General features: G+C 41.4%; 20 protein-coding genes. 19 read left to right on the top strand and 1 reads right to left on the bottom strand.

Annotation, left to right across the window (positions count from 1 at the left end; genetic code table 11):
* Positions 1 to 69: 69 nt before the first annotated feature.
* From SALPA_RS26365 to hfq, 18 genes are all read left to right on the top strand, one after another.
* Positions 70 to 1,317: a competence/damage-inducible protein A gene (locus tag SALPA_RS26365; protein WP_145101128.1), complete on the top strand. Its 1,248-nt coding sequence runs from the start codon at positions 70 to 72 to the stop codon at positions 1,315 to 1,317.
* Between the two features lie 13 nt (positions 1,318 to 1,330).
* Positions 1,331 to 2,905: a DEAD/DEAH box helicase gene (locus tag SALPA_RS26360; RefSeq protein ID WP_145102306.1), complete on the top strand. Its 1,575-nt coding sequence runs from the start codon at positions 1,331 to 1,333 to the stop codon at positions 2,903 to 2,905.
* 137 nt (positions 2,906 to 3,042) lie between these two features.
* Positions 3,043 to 4,101 carry a recombinase RecA gene (gene recA, locus SALPA_RS26355; RefSeq protein ID WP_145102304.1) on the top strand — a complete coding sequence of 353 codons (1,059 nt, stop codon included), beginning with the start codon at positions 3,043 to 3,045 and terminating at the stop codon, positions 4,099 to 4,101.
* Complete coding sequence (locus SALPA_RS26350; protein WP_145101125.1) at positions 4,101 to 4,550, top strand: regulatory protein RecX; 450 nt, start codon at positions 4,101 to 4,103, stop codon at positions 4,548 to 4,550. Before recA ends, SALPA_RS26350 begins: the two co-directional genes overlap by 1 nt.
* Before the next feature lie 170 nt (positions 4,551 to 4,720).
* A complete protein-coding gene (gene rny, locus SALPA_RS26345) occupies positions 4,721 to 6,265 on the top strand; it encodes a ribonuclease Y (RefSeq protein ID WP_145101123.1) in 1,545 nt (514 codons plus the stop codon).
* A gap of 163 nt (positions 6,266 to 6,428) precedes the next feature.
* The gene (locus SALPA_RS26340; RefSeq protein WP_145101120.1) at positions 6,429 to 6,950 is read left to right on the top strand and encodes a hypothetical protein; all 522 of its coding nucleotides are present in this window, start codon (positions 6,429 to 6,431) and stop codon (positions 6,948 to 6,950) included.
* Positions 6,951 to 7,079: 129 nt separating this feature from the next.
* Entirely contained in the window at positions 7,080 to 7,340 is a 261-nt protein-coding gene (locus tag SALPA_RS26335; protein WP_094607502.1) for a stage V sporulation protein S, read from the top strand.
* Between the two features lie 114 nt (positions 7,341 to 7,454).
* On the top strand, positions 7,455 to 8,954 hold the full coding sequence (locus SALPA_RS26330; protein ID WP_145101117.1) for a leucyl aminopeptidase: 1,500 nt from the start codon (positions 7,455 to 7,457) through the stop codon (positions 8,952 to 8,954).
* The gene (locus SALPA_RS26325; RefSeq protein ID WP_145101114.1) at positions 8,951 to 9,778 is read left to right on the top strand and encodes a PHP domain-containing protein; all 828 of its coding nucleotides are present in this window, start codon (positions 8,951 to 8,953) and stop codon (positions 9,776 to 9,778) included. The genes SALPA_RS26330 and SALPA_RS26325 overlap by 4 nt, the downstream gene beginning before the upstream one ends.
* 64 nt (positions 9,779 to 9,842) lie before the next feature.
* Entirely contained in the window at positions 9,843 to 10,670 is an 828-nt protein-coding gene (locus SALPA_RS26320; RefSeq protein WP_145101111.1) for an Asp23/Gls24 family envelope stress response protein, read from the top strand.
* A 15-nt stretch (positions 10,671 to 10,685) separates the two neighbouring features.
* Positions 10,686 to 11,042: a sulfite exporter TauE/SafE family protein gene (locus SALPA_RS26315; protein ID WP_145101108.1), complete on the top strand. Its 357-nt coding sequence runs from the start codon at positions 10,686 to 10,688 to the stop codon at positions 11,040 to 11,042.
* A complete protein-coding gene (locus SALPA_RS26310) occupies positions 11,039 to 11,407 on the top strand; it encodes a sulfite exporter TauE/SafE family protein (RefSeq protein ID WP_255451372.1) in 369 nt (122 codons plus the stop codon). The genes SALPA_RS26315 and SALPA_RS26310 overlap by 4 nt, the downstream gene beginning before the upstream one ends.
* Positions 11,408 to 11,446: 39 nt before the next feature.
* Positions 11,447 to 12,787, top strand: a complete 1,341-nt coding sequence (miaB, locus tag SALPA_RS26305; protein ID WP_145101105.1) for a tRNA (N6-isopentenyl adenosine(37)-C2)-methylthiotransferase MiaB — start codon at positions 11,447 to 11,449, stop codon at positions 12,785 to 12,787.
* Positions 12,788 to 12,808: 21 nt separating this feature from the next.
* Positions 12,809 to 15,418 carry a DNA mismatch repair protein MutS gene (gene mutS, locus SALPA_RS26300; RefSeq protein ID WP_145101102.1) on the top strand — a complete coding sequence of 870 codons (2,610 nt, stop codon included), beginning with the start codon at positions 12,809 to 12,811 and terminating at the stop codon, positions 15,416 to 15,418.
* Entirely contained in the window at positions 15,415 to 17,238 is a 1,824-nt protein-coding gene (gene mutL / locus SALPA_RS26295; RefSeq protein WP_145101100.1) for a DNA mismatch repair endonuclease MutL, read from the top strand. Before mutS ends, mutL begins: the two co-directional genes overlap by 4 nt.
* An 11-nt stretch (positions 17,239 to 17,249) precedes the next feature.
* Entirely contained in the window at positions 17,250 to 18,062 is an 813-nt protein-coding gene (locus SALPA_RS26290; protein WP_145101098.1) for a class I SAM-dependent methyltransferase, read from the top strand.
* Positions 18,059 to 18,994: a tRNA (adenosine(37)-N6)-dimethylallyltransferase MiaA gene (miaA, locus tag SALPA_RS26285; RefSeq protein ID WP_145101096.1), complete on the top strand. Its 936-nt coding sequence runs from the start codon at positions 18,059 to 18,061 to the stop codon at positions 18,992 to 18,994. Before SALPA_RS26290 ends, miaA begins: the two co-directional genes overlap by 4 nt.
* A 40-nt stretch (positions 18,995 to 19,034) precedes the next feature.
* Entirely contained in the window at positions 19,035 to 19,295 is a 261-nt protein-coding gene (gene hfq, locus SALPA_RS26280) for an RNA chaperone Hfq (RefSeq protein ID WP_145101094.1), read from the top strand.
* A 97-nt stretch (positions 19,296 to 19,392) separates the two neighbouring features.
* Here the strand turns inward: hfq and SALPA_RS29325 are convergent, their stop codons facing one another.
* A complete protein-coding gene (locus tag SALPA_RS29325) occupies positions 19,393 to 19,539 on the bottom strand; it encodes a hypothetical protein (protein ID WP_186451238.1) in 147 nt (48 codons plus the stop codon).
* A gap of 567 nt (positions 19,540 to 20,106) precedes the next feature.
* Here SALPA_RS29325 and SALPA_RS26275 point away from each other — a divergent pair.
* On the top strand, positions 20,107 to 21,030 hold the full coding sequence (locus SALPA_RS26275; protein ID WP_145101092.1) for a hypothetical protein: 924 nt from the start codon (positions 20,107 to 20,109) through the stop codon (positions 21,028 to 21,030).
* Positions 21,031 to 21,041 lie beyond the last annotated feature (11 nt).

Below are 21,041 nucleotides of genomic sequence, written 5' to 3'. Positions count from 1 at the left end.
AGTTCAGCAATAGAAAGGAATTACCAATTTGCAACGCGAATGAATTAATGCTGGGAGGGAATGAGCTATATGATTATTGAATTAGTAAACACTGGAACCGAACTTCTTTTGGGGCAAATTGTGAATACAAATGCACCGTTCTTAGCAGCCCGATTAAACGAGCTAGGTTTCAGCGTATTATATCAAACTACAGTCGGTGACAACCGGGAAAGAATGAAAAGCGTTTTAAAAACAGCGTTAGAGCGGGCCAACATCGTTATTACCAGTGGCGGTTTAGGGCCTACACAAGGGGATATAACGAAAGAAGTAACTGCTTCACTACTCAATAAACCAATGTATTTGCATGCAGCCAGTGCTGAGCGAATACAACGTTTCTTTACCGAGCATCGTTTATGTATGACAGATAACAATTTGCGTCAGGCTATGATGCCGGAAGGCGCACAAATTATTGAAAATACTTGTGGCACAGCACCAGGGGTTATTATAGAACAAGAGACAACAGGAAAAGTAATTATAAATTTGCCAGGTCCACCGCATGAATTAGCGGCAATGTTTGAGAAATCGATCATTACATATCTTACTGAGCGATTTGGAGTCCAAGGCGCAATTGTGTCAAGAGTTCTCCGGACATATGGACTGGGAGAATCTGCATTAGAAGAAAGAATTAAGAAGTATATTTCAGCCCAATCGAATCCGACATTGGCTTTGCTAGCCAGAAATGGTGAAATTCATGTACGGATCACGGCGCGAGCAGGCAGTGAAACCGAGTCAGTACAATTGATTAACGAACTTGAAGGACAAATTCAGCCGTTATTAAACGAATATATTTTTGGCATTGATGAAGAAACTATGGAAAAGTCTGTAGGTAACTTGCTTTTAGCCAAAAAATTAACAATCGCATTAGCGGAATCTTGTACCGGTGGGCTTGTTAGCAGCCGTATTACCGATGTTCCTGGTAGTTCACAGTATCTATTAGGTTCAATAGTATGTTACAGTAATGCTGTCAAAACGCGCCACGTCGGTGTCCCTGAAGAAATAATTGCAACCAAGGGTGCTGTAAGTCAAGAGACAGCTGAATGTATGGCTCAAGGTATTAAGGAAAGATTTCAAACAAGTATAGGCGTTGGTATTACGGGTATTGCTGGTCCGGACGGAGCAACTGAAAATAAGCCTGTAGGCCTTGTCTATATTGCTATTGATGGTTCGGCAGGAAAAGTGTGTTATGAGCATTACTTTAATGGAACACGCCTGGATATAAAACACCGGACTGCTTTAGCTGCCCTTAATCATGTAAGGCATTATTTGCTTAATATATAGGAGGTTTTTTATGTTGAAAGATACAGTAACTTTATTTGGTAATATTTCGTTAACTAAAAAAACAGCGGCGGCTATAACTGAAATGGGTTTTGAAGAACCCTCGCCGATTCAAAACCAAACAATTCCGCTGGTATTGGCTGGAAACGATGTTTTGGGACAGGCACAAACCGGTACTGGAAAAACAGCTGCTTTCGGTATACCCATTATGGAGCGGATAACTGAGCTCAAACAAATTCAGGCTCTAGTATTAACGCCTACCAGAGAACTGGCTATCCAGGTATCAGAAGAATTAGGGAAAATCGGAAAATTTAAGCGGATAAAGACATTACCGATTTATGGCGGTCAGGCTATAGATCGACAGATTAGAACTCTCAAATCAGGTGTGCAGGTAGTTGTAGGAACCCCGGGACGGCTCTTAGATCATATTCGCAGAAATACCATCAAACTAGACAATGTAAAAATGCTGATTCTTGATGAAGCAGATGAGATGCTGGATATGGGTTTTGTTGATGATCTCGAAAGTATCCTGCAACATGTTCCTGCTGAACGGCAAACGCTGTTATTTTCGGCTACTATGCCAACAGAAATAATGGTTTTAGCCAATAAGTATATGAAGGATAGGGTAACGGTAACTATTAGTAAAGAACAATTGACAGTGCCGCTTACCGACCAAATATATTATGAAACCAGGGATAAGCTTGATGGTTTATGCCGGGTACTTGATTCGGAGACAGTTGGCAGAGTAATTATTTTTTGCCGCACCAAAAAAGGTGTTGATGATTTAGTTGCTTCTCTGTCGGCACGCGGCTATATCTCAGACGCCTTGCATGGCGATCTTAGTCAGGCCCAGCGTGACCGGGTTATGAAAAAATTCCGGGATGGTAAATTAGATATACTTATTGCTACCGATGTAGCTGCACGTGGACTGGATATTGACGATATAACTCATGTTATCAACTATGATATCCCGCAAGATCCCGAGTCATATGTTCATCGAATTGGCCGTACTGGACGGGCCGGAAAAAAAGGGGTAGCGATTACATTTATTCAGCCGCGTGAATACAGGCAACTAAAACTTATTGAGAAAGAAGTAAAAACACGGATATTACGGCGGCAGCTGCCATCTCCGGCAGATATCCTGGAGCGTCAAACTGAGGTTATTAAGAATCAACTTACACAGACCATTGCCAGAGGCAGTTTTGATGTGTACAGCGGCATCGTTGCCGATTTAGCGGCAGACTATGATCCAATTGATCTTGCTGCGGCGGCACTAAAACTCTTTCAGGAAGGGTATAAAGAACAAGCTGTTATTGAAAAAGCTCAGTTTGGTAATACTGGTGCCGAACCAGGCATGGTACGGCTGTTTATTAATGCTGGACGGGCGCAAAGAATTCAGCCTCAGGATATTGTCCGTACCATTGCAGAAGAGGCCGATATTGAAGGCAGCATTATTGGTGTCATAAATATTTATGACAAATTTACATTTGTAGAAGTTCCGGAAAGTGTTGCTGAACGAGTATTATCAGTCATGAATAAGAACACGATCAAAGGCTATCGCATTAATATTGAGCCAGCAAAAGGACGCTAAAATAGAGGAAAATTATAGACTTAACCGCGATATTGTCATTGACAAAACGAACAAACGTTTGTATAATGTGCTTAGAGTTGTCGGGGGAGGTTTATAGTACTATGGATAAGACCAAAGATTTTGAAAAGAATCTGGAAATGGATAAAGCTAGAGCGCTTGAAAATGCCATGCGTCAAATAGAAAAAGATTTTGGCAAAGGCGCGATAATGAAGCTTGGCGAAGCCGCTGCCAAAATGAATATTGAGGTTATTCCCACAGGGTCGTTGCCGCTTGATATTGCTCTCGGGGTCGGCGGAGTGCCGCGGGGACGGGTTATTGAGATATTTGGGCCAGAATCGTCAGGTAAAACAACAGTAGCGTTGCATGTTATTGCTCAGGCTCAAAAAATGGACGGAATTGCTGCCTTTATCGATGCAGAACATGCACTTGATCCTTCTTATGCCAAAAAGCTGGGTGTTGATATTGATAATCTTTTAATATCGCAGCCTGATAATGGTGAGCAAGCGCTGGAGATTACAGAAGCACTTGTGCGCAGTGCGGCTATTGATGTCGTTGTTATTGACTCGGTAGCGGCCTTGGTGCCCAAAAATGAAATTGACGGTGATATGGGTGATTCCCATGTCGGCCTGCATGCCCGTCTAATGTCCCAAGCCCTTCGTAAACTAACAGGTGTTATTAGTAAATCACGAACCACCGTTATTTTTATTAATCAAATCCGCGAAAAAGTGGGCGTTATGTTTGGCAATCCGGAGACAACTACTGGTGGCAGAGCCCTCAAGTTCTATGCTTCTATTCGTATGGATGTTCGCAAAGCCGAGACTTTAAAACAGGGAAATGATGTTGTAGGCAGCCGGACCAAGGTTAAGGTTGTTAAAAATAAAGTGGCACCGCCATTTAAACTGGCAGAATTTGATATAATGTATGGCGAAGGTATTTCCCGCGAAGGGAGTATCGTTGATATGGGTGTTAATCTTGAGATCATAAATAAAAGCGGTGCCTGGTTTTCTTATAATGGACAACGGCTAGGGCAAGGCAGGGAAAATGTTAAAGAGTATTTTAAAGAAAACCCGGGCGTTGCTGACGAAATTGAGAAAAAGGTCCGCGAAAATTTACTTGCCGGCGATACCAAGCTTGATCAGGTAGTTAGTGATGGCGATGAGCCATTTGAGGATAATGATGAGAGTTTTGAAGCCTAATGAATAGAAACGTATCTGAAGCTGCTGTTACGCTTTTAAAAATCAGAACCTACAGCCAACAGGAGCTGGAACAAAAGCTTTTAAAACAGGGCTATGATGAAGTGACAGTCGGCGAGGCTATTGAATATGTCACAAAGCGCGGTTATCTAAATGATGCCGCGCTTTGTGACATGCTTGTAGAGCGGTATACAGAAAGCAACAAATATAGTTTGAAAGAAACCTATCTCAGGCTGCGGCGCAGAGGTTTATCAACCACTCTGATTAATGAAAAATTAACAGACTGGGATAGTAATTTGGAATACCAGGCAGCTATAAAAATTGCAATAAAAATTTTGCACAGTAAGGAGAACCAGGATTTACATAAAATAATTCGCCGTTTGTCTGCAAAAGGCTTTAAGGCGGCGACTGTTAGTAAAGTTTTAGCACATCTTAGGGATATGGCTCCTTGACACACATTTGAAAAACATTTACAATAAAATTATCCAATCGTGTAATCGAACTAAATCTATTTAGACAATCTTTTAGGAGAGCTTGGATGCTTTACAAAGCAACGAAAAGCTACTTGTAAAAGCCGAGTTTAACTCGGCTTTACCCTTAATATCAGTATGAGAAAAAGGAGGTGGAATATATACTAGAGATTATTATTACTGCAATTTTAGTCGGACTGTTGGGTGCTGCCGGCGGCTATTGGATACGTAAAAATATTGCCGAAGCCAAAATCGCTTCTGCTGAAACTGCAGCCAAAAGAATCTTAGATGATGCTGAGAAGGCCGGCGAATCTAAGAAAAAAGAAGCGTTGGTCGAAGCAAGAGAAGAAATTCACAAGCAAAGAAGTGAGCTCGAACGGGAGATTAAAGAACGTCGTACAGAACTTCAGCGGCTAGAGCGTCGTTTGGTGCAAAAAGAGGAAAACCTTGACCGAAAAATTGACTCCCTTGAAAAGAAGGAAGAGATCCTTAGTCGTAAAGAGATTGAGGTAGATAGAAGTCAAGAAAAAATTAGTGAACTCTATGCCAAACAGCTAACTGAACTTGAAAGACTATCTGGATTGACATCCGCAGATGCCCGTACATTACTGCTTGCAAATGTTGAAGAAGAAATCAAGCATGAGACAGCAATGCTCATCAAAGATCTGGAGCAACAGGCCAAAGAAGAAGCGGAAAAGAAAGCTAAAGAAATCATATCCTTAGCTATTCAGCGCTGTGCAGCTGATCATGTTGCCGAAACTACGGTATCTGTAGTTTCTTTACCTAATGATGAAATGAAAGGTCGGATTATTGGGCGTGAGGGCCGTAATATTCGAACCTTGGAGACACTCACTGGTATTGATCTGATTATTGATGATACGCCTGAAGCAGTCATTTTGTCAGGATTTGATCCTGTCCGGCGCGAGGTTGCTAGAATCGCACTGGAAAAACTAATAGTTGATGGCCGCATTCATCCTGCGCGCATTGAAGAAATGGTTGAGAAAGCTCAAAAAGAAGTTGAACAGAAAATTAAGGAAGCAGGCGAACAAGCTACCTTTGATACAGGGGTTCATGGTTTGCATCCAGAACTGATAAAACTTCTCGGACGGTTAAAATTCCGTACCAGTTATGGTCAAAATGTACTCAAACATTCCATTGAAGTATCACATTTGGCGGGAGTTATGGCAAGTGAACTTGGCGTCGATGTAATGTTAGCCAAGCGCGCGGGTCTACTCCATGATATTGGTAAGGCTGTAGATCACGAAGTTGAGGGACCTCATGTAACCATTGGAGCTGATTTAGCGAAGAAATATCGTGAAGCAGCCGAAATTATTAATGCAATTGGTGCACATCATGGTGATGAAGAACCGAAAACTGTCCAAGCCGTACTTGTAGCAGCTGCTGATGCTGTATCTGCTGCGCGGCCAGGAGCGCGCAGAGAAACGTTAGAAAGCTATCTTAAGCGATTAACACGATTGGAAGAAATCGCTGAATCATTTGATGGTGTGGAGAAATCATTCGCTATTCAGGCAGGTCGCGAAATTCGCATTATGGTTAAGCCTGATAAAATTGACGATTTAACGTCTGTTCGTTTAGTACGGGATATTGTAAAGAAGATCGAAAGTGAACTTGAATATCCAGGTCAAATAAAAGTTACAGTCATTCGTGAAACACGTGCTGTTGATTATGCTAAATAAATATTAAACAGTTATTAAAACGGCTTTACCTTTAGGTAAAGCCGTTTTTTAGCTTTTTTACCAACAAATTAAAAGCAGGATTTAATTATCTTCTAGAGAATACTTAATCAGAAACTTTATAAGTAAATCATATATTGTATAATTTTATTGGATGGTGAAAATAATGCCTGAAATTTCCCAAACAGATCAGCAAGTTTCCGATGGAGCAAATTTAATAATATCTATGTTAGTGCGTTATCCTGAGATTGGCACTATTAATTTTAATCCAGAAGCAAACTCATTAAAACTAACTTTTATGATTTCCGGCATTCCTGCTGCTGGGGATTTTGAAAGCACTAAACAGCTAATTATTAGTAGTATTGCGGCCTATCATATGCTTGAAGGTATTACCAATATTAGTGTTGCTATTGAATTAAGTTCCTATGAACAGGTGGCAATGGTAACGATTATTCGCGATGTACAGACCTTGACACGAGGAGAAATCAACCTGACGATTAAAATTCTTCGGGAACGTTTTAGTGAGCGTTTAGTTGCTGATCACAATGATGCTATGTTAGAGGAAGACCTTCTATTTCAAGAAGAAGTAATTGAAGATATGTTGGAAAATATGCGTAAACAATATAATGATCATCATAACCTTATTGGGATTCGTGAAGATGGACGTGTTTTCGTGTTTAATAAATAAACCTAAAATGAATTAGTTGAAATAATTAGATTTTTTTCATGTGAAAAAAGGAATTTTTTCCCGTACCACGAATATATCTAATTTATAGGACTAATAAATGTTTTTTTATCAAAGGAGGCACATATAAACATGGACGTCTTGAAAGTATCAGCAAAATCTAATCCTAATTCTGTAGCAGGGGCTTTGGCCGGAGTGCTGAGAGAACGTGGCGGCGCCGAGATGCAGGCAATCGGTGCAGGAGCACTTAACCAAGCTGTCAAGGCAGTTGCGATCGCTCGAGGGTTTGTAGCGCCACATGGTGTAGATTTAATATGTATCCCAGCCTTCACAGATATTCTTATTGATGGCGAAGAGAGAACGGCTATTAAGCTAATCGTTGAACCGCGTTAACAATAGATAATGCTCGAAACCTGTTCACCGTGAACAGGTTTTAGTGTTTTTAATGAATGATTTATGGCATAATATAATAATATAATTATTGATATCAAATTAAGGAGTGAAAAAATGAATATTGAAGTTGTCTCTGGCCCAATAACTGAAATACTATGTGATACAGTCATTGTTAGCTTATTTGAAGGAATTATGACTCCATGTGGGGCAACCGGAGCCGTGGACAAAGCATTAGATTCGCATATAAGTGAAATAATCCGTGATATGCCAGACTGTGGCAAATACGGGGAAACTATGGTTATACATACATTTGGTGCTATTGGTGCTAAACGTATTCTTCTTCTGGGTCTGGGTAAAGAAAATGAAATCACGGTAGACAAAGTACGGGCACTGATGGCTGCAGCTATGCGGACAGCTAAAAAAATGCATTCCCAGACCGTAGCAACTATCATCCCTAGTGCCAGTGACAAGCTGGCAGCTTGCCAGACAGCACAGGCTGTTGTTGAGGGTGCAGTAATGGGCTTGTATCAGTTTGCGTACTATAAAACAAGCCAAACTGATAATCCTGGTATTACAAGGTTGTTACTTATTGAAAATGATCCCGCAAATGTTGCCGTAATTACAAATAGAATTGCGACTGGTCAAATCATTGCAGAAAGCGTAAACTATGCCAGGGATTTAATCAACCATCCTGCTCAGTACATGACGCCAACGAAGATGGCCTGGCATGCTGGGGAGATAGCAGAGCAGTACGGTTTTGAGCTTACTGTACTTGAAAAAGAAGATATGCAGCAAAAAGGAATGGGTGCATTACTGGCTGTAGCGCAAGGTAGTACTGAACCACCGAAACTAATTGTCTTAAAATATCAGGGAGACCCGTCTAGCCAGGAAATAGTAGCTTTTGTTGGCAAGGGTATTACCTTTGACAGCGGTGGCATATCAATCAAGCCTAGTCAAAAGATGGATGAGATGAAGAGTGATATGGCGGGCGGCGCTGCCGTATTAGGAGCGATGATGGCTCTTGGCCAACTAAAACCCAAAGTAAACATTTTAGCCGTTGTACCATGTACAGAAAACATGCCGTCAGGTAGTGCATTTAGGCCCGGAGATATCCTGACTTCCATGAGCGGTAAAACTATTGAAGTATTGAGTACTGATGCCGAAGGACGGTTAATTTTAGCGGACGCTGTTACCTATGCTAAGAAGCTGGGGGCTACCAAAATAATTGATTTAGCAACTCTGACGGGAGCATGTGTTGTTGGTCTTGGAACTGTTTATTCCGGTGTTATTACTAACAACAGGCAGTGGTGTCAAACCGTTCTTGACGCTGGGGAGCAAATTGGGGAAAAACTGTGGGAATTGCCTAACGATGTTGAGTATTTTGAACAAATAAAAAGTTCTATTGCCGATCTTAAAAATACTGGCGGCAGGCCAGGGGGCACTATTACAGCTGGATTGTTTATTGGACAGTTTGCCGATAAAACTCCCTGGGTACATGTCGATATTGCCGGAACAGCTGATACCGATAAAGATAAGGGATATAATCGTAAGGGCGGTACAGGGGTAGGAGTTCGTACCTTAATCCAATTGGCAACTGCGTTAAGCAAGTCATGATTACAGACCTTCATATTCATACCACGGCCTCTGACGGGCGATTATCACCGCTGGAAGTAGTTCAGCAGGCCGAACTTGCCGGTCTTAACTATATTGCTATTACTGACCATGATACGGTTGCTGCTTATGCGGACATAACAGGATATTTGCATACTTCGGCCTCCAAGCTGGCAATTATTCCTGGAATAGAATTTAGCACTGACTTATCGCACCATGAAGTACATATTTTGGGATATTGTATTGATATTAATAATGTGAAATTGCGCGATCAACTGGAAATTATCCTTAATGCCCGGTTAAAGCGGTCGCAGCTGATGGTAGATAAGCTGCGAAAATTGGGCTATTCGATCAATTATAATCAGGTACTGGACATGGCTGGGGAAACGCGGGCCGTAGGGAGACCGCATATTGCTCAAGTACTTGTTGAAGCTGGCTATTTTAAAACGATACCAGAAGCAGTTCAACAAGTATTAACCAAAAACTCTCCCGCCTATGTTCCCCATTACAAACTAACTCCAGAACAAGTCATCAGGCTTATAGAGCAATCTGGAGGCATTGCAATATTGGCTCATCCTGGCCTAGTGGGCGACGATAATTTAGTACTTGATTTGATTAAAGCTGGTATTCGTGGGTTGGAGGTTTATCATCCGAAACATGATCAGACAGCGGTTAATAAGTATTTAGCTATTGCTAATAAATATAATTTAAAAATAACTGGTGGTTCTGATTTCCATGGTATTCCTGGCCGGTATCCTGAAAAATTGGGAATTTTCACTGTTTCAGCCAAGCTTGTTGATTTTTGTCAATGTAATACTTTTACTTGACAACACCTGCAAAGGTGTTTATTTTTATGCTATACCCTATTACTATTTTATCAGGAGGCTGTCTATGGACACCATCGCTTTGGTCGGTCCAAGTGGAACGGGCAAAAGCCATCGGGCGTTAATCGTTGCACACGAGTATGATGTTGATACAATTATTGACGACGGGCTGTTAATTATGGACAGTAAAATTATTGCAGGTCATTCGGCAAAAAAAGAACCTAGCAAAATTAAAGCTGTAAAACGTGCCATATTTATGGAACCTGACCATGCCAATGAAGTTAGAGAAGCTATCGCTAGAGTAATGCCTAAACGTATCTTACTACTTGGTACTTCCCGAAATATGGTAGAAAAGATTGTTGATGTGTTAGGATTACCAGCAATTAGTAAAATAATCCGGATTGAAGATATTGCTACCAAAGGTGAAATTGCCAAAGCAAAAGAGAGTAGGCTCAAAGAGGGAAAACATATTATTCCTGTGCCAACTATTGAACTCAAACCACATTTTTCTGGTTATCTGATTGATTCGCTTGATGTTTTTTTCAAAAAGCCTCGTTCCAAGCAACGACGTAAACTAGGTGAAAAATCAATTGTCCGGCCAACCTTTAGCTACTATGGAAAACTGCTTATTTCAGATGCAGCGATAGCTGCCGTTGTTGACTATATTGCTATCAGTGAGGGTGTTATTACCAAGACAGGACAAATAAATATAAAAAACTCCCATGATAGGGAAAAAGGAATTTCAATTTCACTTGATGTAATTATAAAATATGGGCAGCCTATTTGGCAGGTAGTACATGATGCCCAAGTACGTATAAAGCAAATGGTTGAATATATGACAGGTATGATGGTTAGAGAAGTAAATATTGCAGTTAAACGGCTAAGCATTGAATAAGTAAGGGGTTTTATCATGACTGAACGATTGAAATTTGCAGGTGCCGGATTTGTAGTAGGTATTCTCAGCGGTTTGCTTGGACTCGGGGGCGGTATTTTTCTTGTGCCAATTATGGTAACCTATTTCAATATTACCCAGCATATTGCCCAAGCTACGTCGATGGCAATAGTTATTCCTACAGCATTAATCAGCAGTATTATCTATGGTTTTCATGGCAATACTGATGTAAATTTGGCTCTGAATTTAATTGTAGGCAGCACCCTTGGGGCCAGTATCGGTGCGCGGATAATGAAAAGAATTCCGCCCATTCGCTTAAAACAGCTATTTGCTATTTTGTTGATTGTTGTAGGTGTAAGGATGGTACTAGCATGACTATGATATTGATAATTTTTGGTATAGGACTTACCGCTGGTGTTTTAAGTGGACTTTTGGGTATTGGCGGCGGAGTAGTGTTAATACCGCTGCTGGTTTTACTATTAGGGATAACTCAGCACACAGCACAAGGAATATCGATGCTGGTTATTATACCTACATCAATTGTTAGTGTATGGTATTTTTATAAGAAAAGACTTATCAATTATCAAGCGGCAGCTTATATGGCAGGAGGAGCTGCTTTGGGGGCTTTAGTCAGTGCTAATTTTGTTCAAGCAGTGCCGGCAAGCGAGCTTAAACGGATTTTTGGCATTTTTGTAATTTTTTCGGGTCTTAGAATGATTTGGGCAACACGTAAAAAATAGTACAAATTATATAACTTTGCCATTGGAGCTGATACATAGATGGATTTGGACCAGAAAGACAAAGATCATAAATTTTTTCATACGATCACCTTTGGGTGTCAGATGAATCTCAACGACTCAGAAAGGTTAGCTGGCCAATTGCGGACAATTGGCTATGAAGCTACCGAAAATATTGATCAGGCTGACGTAATTTTGCTAAATACTTGTTGTGTCCGGGAAAGTGCGGAAAAGAAGATTTATGGCAAGATTGGTGAGCTGAAAAGGCTAAAGTCAGTCAATCCCAATATAATTATCGGCGTTGTTGGCTGTATGGCACAAAAGGATAGAGATAAAATAGTAAAAAAGTTCCCTCATGTTAATCTGGTTATGGGGACACATAATACGCATCAACTGGTGGAACTCATTGCCCAGATAGAAACAAGCGGGGAAAAGGTTGTTTCTGTATGGGATCAGGCTGAACGTTTGGCACCTGATGTCCCAACTGTCCATAAAAGCCAGATATCGGCATGGGTACCTATTATGTATGGCTGCAACAATTTTTGTACCTATTGTATAGTTCCCTATGTCAGAGGCCGTGAACGCAGCCGCCCACTGGAAAATATAATAGCCGAAATTCGGCAGCTGGGAGCAGAGGGCTTTAAAGAAATAACCCTGCTTGGTCAAAACGTTAATTCCTATGGCAAAGATCTTGATACACAGGTCGATTTTTCCGATTTACTGCAGGCAGCTGATCAAATTGAAACCATAGCTCGCATTCGTTATATGACATCCCATCCGAGGGATATGAATACTAAGCTGATTGACATTATCAAAAACAGTAAAAGAATTTGTGAGCACTTTCATCTTCCTGTGCAATCCGGAAGTAATTCTATCCTGAAACAGATGAATCGCGGCTATACTACAGAGTATTATCGTCAGCTTGTTACTGACATTCGTAAGTCCATTCCTGGCGCCAGTATAACAACCGACTTAATTGTTGGCTTTCCCGGGGAGACGGAAGAACAGTTTCTCGAAACACTTGCGTTTATCAAAAGTGTCAGGTATGATGTAGCCTATACTTTTTTATATTCGCAGCGCTCAGGGACACCGGCAGCCCAATATGAGGGCCAACTGCCACTGGCAGTCAAAAAGGCGCGTCTTAATCAGCTGATGGCTGTGCAAAATGAGATAAGCCTGGAAATAAACAAACAGCTGACAGGGACTAGTATTGAAGTATTGGTTGAAGGTGTAAGTAAAAATGATACGATGAAATTAATGGGACGAACTCGTACCAATAAGATTGTACTATGGGAGAAAACGGGTACCGAGAAGATCGGTGATTTAGTAAATATACAAATTGACAAAGCCCAAACTTGGGTTTTAAAGGGGCGCTTGCTCTAATAGCAGAGGAGAATTTACAGTATGGCAACAAATTATACTCCGATGCTGGAACAGTATCGGGAGGTAAAAAGTAACCTTAGCAGTGAAATACTGTTTTTTCGTTTAGGCGATTTTTACGAAATGTTTTTTGAAGATGCGGAGCTAGCCGCGCGTGAACTAGAGATTACATTAACTTCCCGCGAAGGGGGCAATAACAAAAGGGTCCCGATGTGCGGTATACCCTACCATGCTGCTGACAATTATATTGCTAAATTAATTACTAAAGGCTATAAAGTAGCTATTTGTGAACAGGTTGAAGATCCCAAACAAGCAAAAGGGATTGTGCGCAGAGAAGTCGTTAAGATTATTACACCCGGGACGATTCTGTCTGAGTCCAGTCTGCCTGATAAGGCCAATAATTATTTAGCACTGTTATATGAAGAAGATGATGAATTATGTTTGGCCGCAACAGATATATCAACAGGTGAATGCTTATGGGCCATATTTTCAGGCAGTTCGCGGACAAATACTGTTTGTGATCAACTGTATCGGCTGCTGCCGGCAGAATTAGTGCTGGTAGGTAAATTAGATGGAATCACAGCTATAACAAATTTCGTATCACAAAGAGTGTCTACTTGTGCGGTTACTACCCTGTCAAATGCAGACCTTACGGTAGCTGCACAGTTACCGCATAACCATTTTACGGAAGAAGAGCTTCCCGCAAATCCTGCGGCACAAGCGGCCGTAAGCTATCTGCTGTACTATTTGCACTATAATTTAAAAAGCCATCTCTCTCATCTCAACAAACTGACAAGAATCAATACGCAGGAGTATCTAGTATTAGACGCCTCCACCTTGCGCAATCTTGAAATCACCCGGAATATGCGTGATGGTGGGCGCAAAGACACCCTGCTGTCAGTAATGGATTTTACAAAAACCGCAATGGGCAGCAGGCTGCTTAAAAAGTGGTTGGAGTTTCCCTTATTAAACCCGATTACGATTACTAAACGTCAGGACGCTATTGCCGATTTGTTAGATAAACGGGTAGTGCGTGAGCCGTTAAAAGAACTTCTTGGTAATATTTATGATTTTGAGCGCATTCTAACCCGGATTGAGGTCGGCAGTGCCAATGCCCGTGATCTAACGGCGCTTAAAACTTCACTGTCAGTGCTGCCTGAGATAAAGCTAACGCTGCAAGAATGTCAGTCGCAGCTGCTTACCGATATTGGTATGGCTATTAAAACGCACGTCGATGTAACTACTATGATTGAAAATGCAATCGCTGATAATCCGCCATTTACTATTCGTGAAGGCGGTATTATCAGAACAGGTTATGACTTAGAACTTGATGAGCTTAGAAGTATTGCCCGCGACAGTAAACAATGGATACATGATCTGGAACTGCGTGAACGCGAAACTACGGGCATCAAGTCGCTTAAAATAGGGTATAACAGGGTTTTTGGCTATTATATTGAGATAACTCATGCCAATACGGGTGCGGTACCGCCAAACTATACCCGCAAACAGACCCTTGTTAATGCGGAACGGTATATTACGCCTGAACTGAAGGAGTTTGAGACCAAAGTACTTGGCGCCCAGGAAAAAATTATCAATATTGAATACCAACTATTTTCTGTTATCAGAGACTATATAAAAGAACGCATTGGTGAAATCCAGCAGACTGCCTTGCACGTTGCCCAGTTAGATGTCATTATTTCTCTAAGTGAAGCTGCGGCCCGCTTTAATTATGTCCGCCCCAAGCTTAACCAAACTAGGGATATTATTATTAAAGATGGCCGTCATCCGGTAGTTGAGCGCCTCTTGCACGGGGAAATGTTTGTGCCTAATGATACAGAACTCAATCACCGTGACAGTGAAATATTGATTATTACCGGCCCTAATATGGCTGGCAAGTCTACTTATATGAGACAAGTGGCACTGCTTACAATTATGGCCCAGATGGGCAGTTTTATTCCGGTAAGAGAAGCATCCATTTGTCCTGTTGATCGGATTTTTACCAGAGTCGGTGCTAGTGATGATCTGGCTACAGGACAAAGTACGTTTATGGTTGAAATGACTGAGACTGCCCAAATTGTGAAATATGCTACCGCCAATAGCCTAATAATCTTAGATGAAATTGGTCGTGGAACAAGTACTTTTGATGGTATGAGTATTGCCCGGGCCGTTGTTGAGTATATCAAAGATAAAGTGAAAGCGAAAACTTTATTTGCTACGCATTATCACGAACTAACAGAGTTAGCTGATACCAGCAAAGTAATAAAAAATTACTCGGTAGCGGTAAAAGAGCGTGGTAATGAGATTGTATTTTTGCGCCGCATAATACCAGGTGGCGCTGATAAGAGCTATGGTATCCATGTTGCTCAGCTTGCCGGACTGCCGAAGCGAATTATTGAAAAAGCGCAGCAGACCTTACATGAATTGGAACAAGGTAAGCTGCCTGCAATACCTATGCCGCAACCTGCTAAGGGACCATATAACGAGCCTGCTGCAGTCACTACAGTTTCTTTGTTTAGCTCATGCATTGCTGATGAATTACTAGCTCTTGATATTATGACCCTGACTCCCTTAGAGGCGCTTAATATATTATTTCGGCTGCAAACGCAAGCCAGAGAGGAAAACGGAAGTTTATGAGTCAGCAAGTTATTCATATCTTAGATGAGAATACAGCCAATAAGATTGCTGCCGGCGAGGTTGTTGAACGCCCGGCAGCGGTTATTAAAGAACTTGTTGAAAATTCAATCGATGCTGGCAGCAAGAACATTGAAATTGAAATTGCCGAAGGTGGAATAAAATCCATTCGTGTTACCGATGATGGCCAGGGGATGAGTCATGAAGATGCTCAACTTGCGGTAAAACGCCACGCTACCAGCAAAATTCGTACTGCTGAAGATTTAGCAGCAATTCAATCACTGGGGTTTCGCGGAGAAGCCTTGCCAAGTATTGCTGCTGTGTCTAAATTTACATTGACCTCCCGTTTGCAAGCAGAAGCATTGGCAACCTATGTAGAGATTAACGGGGGGATAATTGCCGATATTCGAGAAGCCGGGGCGGGGTGTGGCACAACCATAACCGTAACTGATTTGTTTTTTAATACGCCGGCTCGCCGCAAGTTTTTAAAAACACCACCTGCCGAAAGCGGCCATATTAGCGATATTGTCACGAAGTTGTCGCTGTCTCATCCCCAAATCGCTTTTAAACTAATCAGTAATGGGCGTTTGACATTCTCTACCGGCGGTAACGGACGCTTGCTTGATACAATTGCCGATATCTATGGGCATAAGGTTACCCCGGAACTTTTACCAGTAGAATACAGTAATGAGGGTATTAGTGTTTCAGGCTATGTTGCCAAGCCGGTTTTGCTTAAAAGCAGTCGTCAATGGCAGACATTTATGGTCAATCAGCGGGTGATAAATAGCCGGATGCTGGCCAAAGCGTTAGACAATGCCTACTTTTCTTTATTGCCGAAAAACGGGCATCCCTTAGCGATACTTGATATCCAAATTGCTGCTGAAGCAATTGATGTTAATGTTCATCCGCAGAAAAAAGAAGTTAAATTCAGTGATGACCAAAGGATTTACCGGGCAGTATATAAATCCATTTCTGCTAGTCTAACTGCGCCGGTGTCCCACATGCAAGCCGCGGCAACTGTGCAGCCAGGGCCGGCAGCGTCAATAAGTCCACGATTTCCAGCTAGTACCGGCAAGGATAGGTATAGCAATGCGCATAAATATATTGCCGCCAATACATCCGAAAACTCTGCCGCTCAGTCGTGGACGCCGGCATTATGGCACGAAGAAAATACTTCTTTGGCTGAGGTCAGACAAACTATAAAGCAAGAGGACCAGTTGCGGGAATGTAGTGAAGCTATCGCTACCGAATCTGCCTGTCCCTTGTATCCTTTGGGGCAGATTGAGACTTGCTATATTGTAGCGCAAGGCCAGGATGGCCTCTATATCATTGACCAGCATGCGGCCCATGAACGAATACTCTATGACCGCATGAGCCGCTCTACAGGGCGTGTACCGGCACAACAGTTATTAGTAGCTCAATATCTGGAATTTACCAAAGATGATTGCAATATCATTACCGGAAATCAGGATACATTGTATCAATTGGGTTTTACTCTCGAACAAGTTGGCCCCGACACCATGAGACTACTAGAGATGCCTGTGGATATTCCCCTGGCTGATGCAGAAGAAGTGTTGCGGCGAGTGTTGCAGCTAGTTGCAGATATGCACCAGCCTACGGCTCAGGAATTGCGTCATGCCTATTTGCAAATGGCGGCCTGCCGTAGTGCCATTAAGGCGGGTGAGACGCTTACCATGCGGCAAATACAGGCTTTACTAAGTGAACTATATACAACTGATCTGCCCTATACTTGTCCGCATGGTCGTCCGACTATCATAAGATTTGGTCCAGATGAGCTGGCAAAATTGTTTAAACGTACATAGGTGATGAGTATATGAACTTAATTGTAACGACTGCCCAACAAACTCTGCCAAGTATCACCCAACAAGCAAAAGAGATAGCAGACAAACTAGCAGTGCCGTTTGTGCCGCGCAACCATTATTCGTTAGCTGCCCTCAGGGAAAAATATGAGTTAAATCAGCTTATCGTAGTTACTACTACCGGGCCAATCGTACATACCCCTGCGGGGGAGTACTTTTTTCACTTAAGCATGGCTGAACTACGCATAAAAAACTTACTAAATGGAAATCATGACCATATGGTGACTGCAATGGGTCTTATGCCGGGTATGTCAGTTCTTGACTGTACCTTAGGACTTGCGACAGATGCCATTGTTGCCAGTTTTGTGATCGGTGAAAAGGGTATGATTGTTGGATTTGAAAGTTCGCCGGTAATTACGTTGATAACCGGCTATGGACTACAAAACTTTACGCTTGCTTCCGAACCTGCTATTACAAAAGCTTTGCGGCGAGTGAAGGTGGAAAATGCCGACTACAGTGATCAGCTTGCCGCTTTGCCTGACAACAGTTTTGACATCGTTTATTTTGATCCCATGTTTCGCGAGCCGATTTTAAAAAGCTCTAATGTAAATCCCATTAGGACTTTGGCAAATACACAACCAGTTACACCGGCAGCGATTAGCCAGGCTTGCCGGGTGGCCAAACAGAAGGTTGTGGTCAAAGAAGCTGCCGGCAGTAGTGAATTTGCGCGACTGGGAATGAATAGAGCAGTTGGCGGTAAATATAGCAGTATTAATTATGGTATTATTGAATGCCAGCCAAAAATGACTGGCGGGAGCCAACCATGAACCGTCTAATTGTAATTATTGGTCCTACTGCTGTAGGCAAGACTAAAATAAGCATCGATTTAGCTAAAAAGCTTGATACCCAAATTATCTCCGGTGATTCCATGCTCGTATACCGGGGAATGAATATTGGTACTGCCAAACCAGATATGAGGGAACGCGAGGGTATTGTTCATCATCTTATTGATATCCTGGATCCGGATCAAGAATTTAATGTAGTTGATTTTCAACAATATGCTCAAAAACTCATTACACAAATAAATAACGATAACCGTATTCCGATTCTGGCAGGTGGTACTGGTCTTTATGTGCGGGCCCTGCTTGAGGGCTATCAGTTCAACCAGGCACCGAGTGATGAAAAGCTACGCCAAAAACTGACTGGGCTGGCAAAGCAATATGGTAATCAATACCTGCATGATCTTTTGCAGCAAGTTCAGCCGCTTACGGCCGCCAGACTGCATCCTAATGACCAGCGTCGGATAATCAGAGCCCTTGAAGTATATTACCTGAGCGGCGAAACTATTTCACACGAAAAAACAGCAACAAATGAATTGCTGTTTGATGCTGTGGTGATTGGTCTTACTATGGAACGTGCTGCCTTATATGAACGGATTAATCGCCGGGTTGATCAGATGATCGAACAGGGCTTAGTTGATGAAGTGGCAGGGCTCTTGCAGCAGGGTGTACCACCAAGCTGCCAGGCCATGCAGGGAATTGGCTATAAAGAAATTGTTGAGTACCTGCTCGCAGATCAGGATTTAGTAACCGCTACTGACCAATTAAAACAGGCTACTCGTAATTTTGCTAAGCGTCAATTGACTTTTTATCGGCGGATGCCTTATATAACATGGTATAATGTAGATGACTTTGAGGAATACAATAACCTGCTGGAAACAATTTACAATGGTATTGCAGGAAAGTTTGGTGTAAGGTAAAATAGAAAAAAGAGAAAAACATAATACGGAGGGGTTTCATTTGACGAACAAAGTCATTAATCTGCAAGACAGTTTTTTAAATCAAGTACGAAAAGAAAATATGCCTGTAATTATATATTTGGTTAATGGATTCCAATTACGTGGGGCTGTAAGAGGATTTGACAATTTTACCGTAATTATTGAAAATGATGGTAAGCAGCAGTTGGTTTACAAACATGCTATTTCAACCATAACCCCATTTCGCCCGATAGCTGCCAATATGCATGAAAAGAAAGATGAGGCTGTTAAAGCCGATAAATAAACTCATTTCAGCAATGCTGAACATCCGGAATTCAGGTGGAGAGTCTACTCCACCTGACCGACGTCGCCCTGTAGAGGCGGGAGTCTTGACTCGCATACTAAGAAAAAAATAATATCATGGCTTCGTGAGTATTCACGAAGCTTTTGTTTTGCCCAAGAAAAATAGAAGGACAGGGAGTGCGCCAAGCTAAGGGTGCATGAACAATCTGCATTCCTTCTTCGGAAACATCATTAATATTAGCCATATTTTTACTTCCTTTTTTCTTGACCTATATTAGCGGACATGTTAATCTTATTTCAATTGAATCATTAGCGGACATCAAAAGCTGCTTAAGGATTAAAATAAAAGACCTGCTAATGTTTAGCGGTCTTTTATTTTAATCCTTGAGAGTTCTGCCTAATGGATTCCAGCGACCACTCAGAAGAACGAAAAAAATGGTTTAACATTTCATAACAGGCGGGATTCAGGGCGAGATCCTGAATGAAAAAAGTGGTTCCCAGATGGTCGGAACGCAGCAGTAAGCCCACAATGATTACGACAAACCAGTGGGAAAGTGGTTTCTCTGGAAAAGCAGCATCGAAAAGAATATAATACAGAATCCATAAATTTCAGCATATGGTATGGTCAATCTGGAAGGAATATGGTAGGCTAACTACGATAACTCTTTCGACAATTGCATCTCTTTTTAGGGCTGGAAGCCTAATGATATGATACAATCGCTTGAAAGGATAACTTTTTTGAAAACTTTTCACTATCCAGTTATTATAGAAGTTTAGATCAATCTCGATAAATAGTAAGGAGTTTATAAATAATGAATATTGCAGTAGTACATGGCGGAGCATCAAGTGAGAGTGCTATTTCTACAAAAAATGCGGGTTATATAGCGGCGACACTTGAGGAAAATGGACACATAGTCAGTTTACTGGAATTTGATGAAAATATATATATGAATTTACAGAAAAGGAAACCACAATTAGTCTTTATAGCGGTGCAAGGTAAATATCATGGTGATGGAACATTACAATCCATTTGTGAGCATTTAAGGTTGGCTTATACTGGTTCGAAGTCTACAGCAGCAGCTATAATTAATGATAAATGTTTATGTAAAAAGATTTGCGCTTATCACGGTATCAGAACACCTGCATTTATTTATGTGAATAAACAGACTTTTTGGGCGACTCCAAAGGTGGAATTGCTAGAGAAAATAGAAAAAGTTATGTCCTACCCTGTTGTGGCAAAAGCGGTAACCCAGGGGGGAAGTTATGGAATTGAATATATACAATCAAGGGATGATTATGAAAAAATAGCACAAACCTTTAATTATGATGATGAAATAATAATTGAACAATTTATTAAAGGGAAATTTGTAACAACGCCAATACTAGAAATAGAAAAAGTACCAATAGCATTAACAACAGTATCAGGCGAAAATGTGATTGGAAAGCAAAAGGATATTGTTTTGTTTAATAAAGATTTTATTGTAAAAGAGGCAGACTTATCAACTGAGCAAAAGGAAGAACTTGAAAAAATATCCATTGAGGTATTCGATATTGTAAATGCGAAAAATTACGCGCGGATTGATTATATGATTGAGGAGGAGACACAACTTCCTTATTTTATTGAAATTAATGCAGTACCTGGGCTAAAGCCGGAAAGTTTTTATCCACAGGCGGCTGCGAAATATGGACTATCCTTTAATAATTTAATAGAGATAATTGTTAAAAACGAGCTATAGGGGGAAATAAA

The organism is Sporomusa sp. KB1, assembly GCF_007830295.1.
Taxonomy (GTDB): domain Bacteria; phylum Bacillota; class Negativicutes; order Sporomusales; family Sporomusaceae; genus Sporomusa.
Note: the sequence above shows the minus strand (reverse complement) of the source record. Positions and strands in the feature narration are given on the sequence as shown.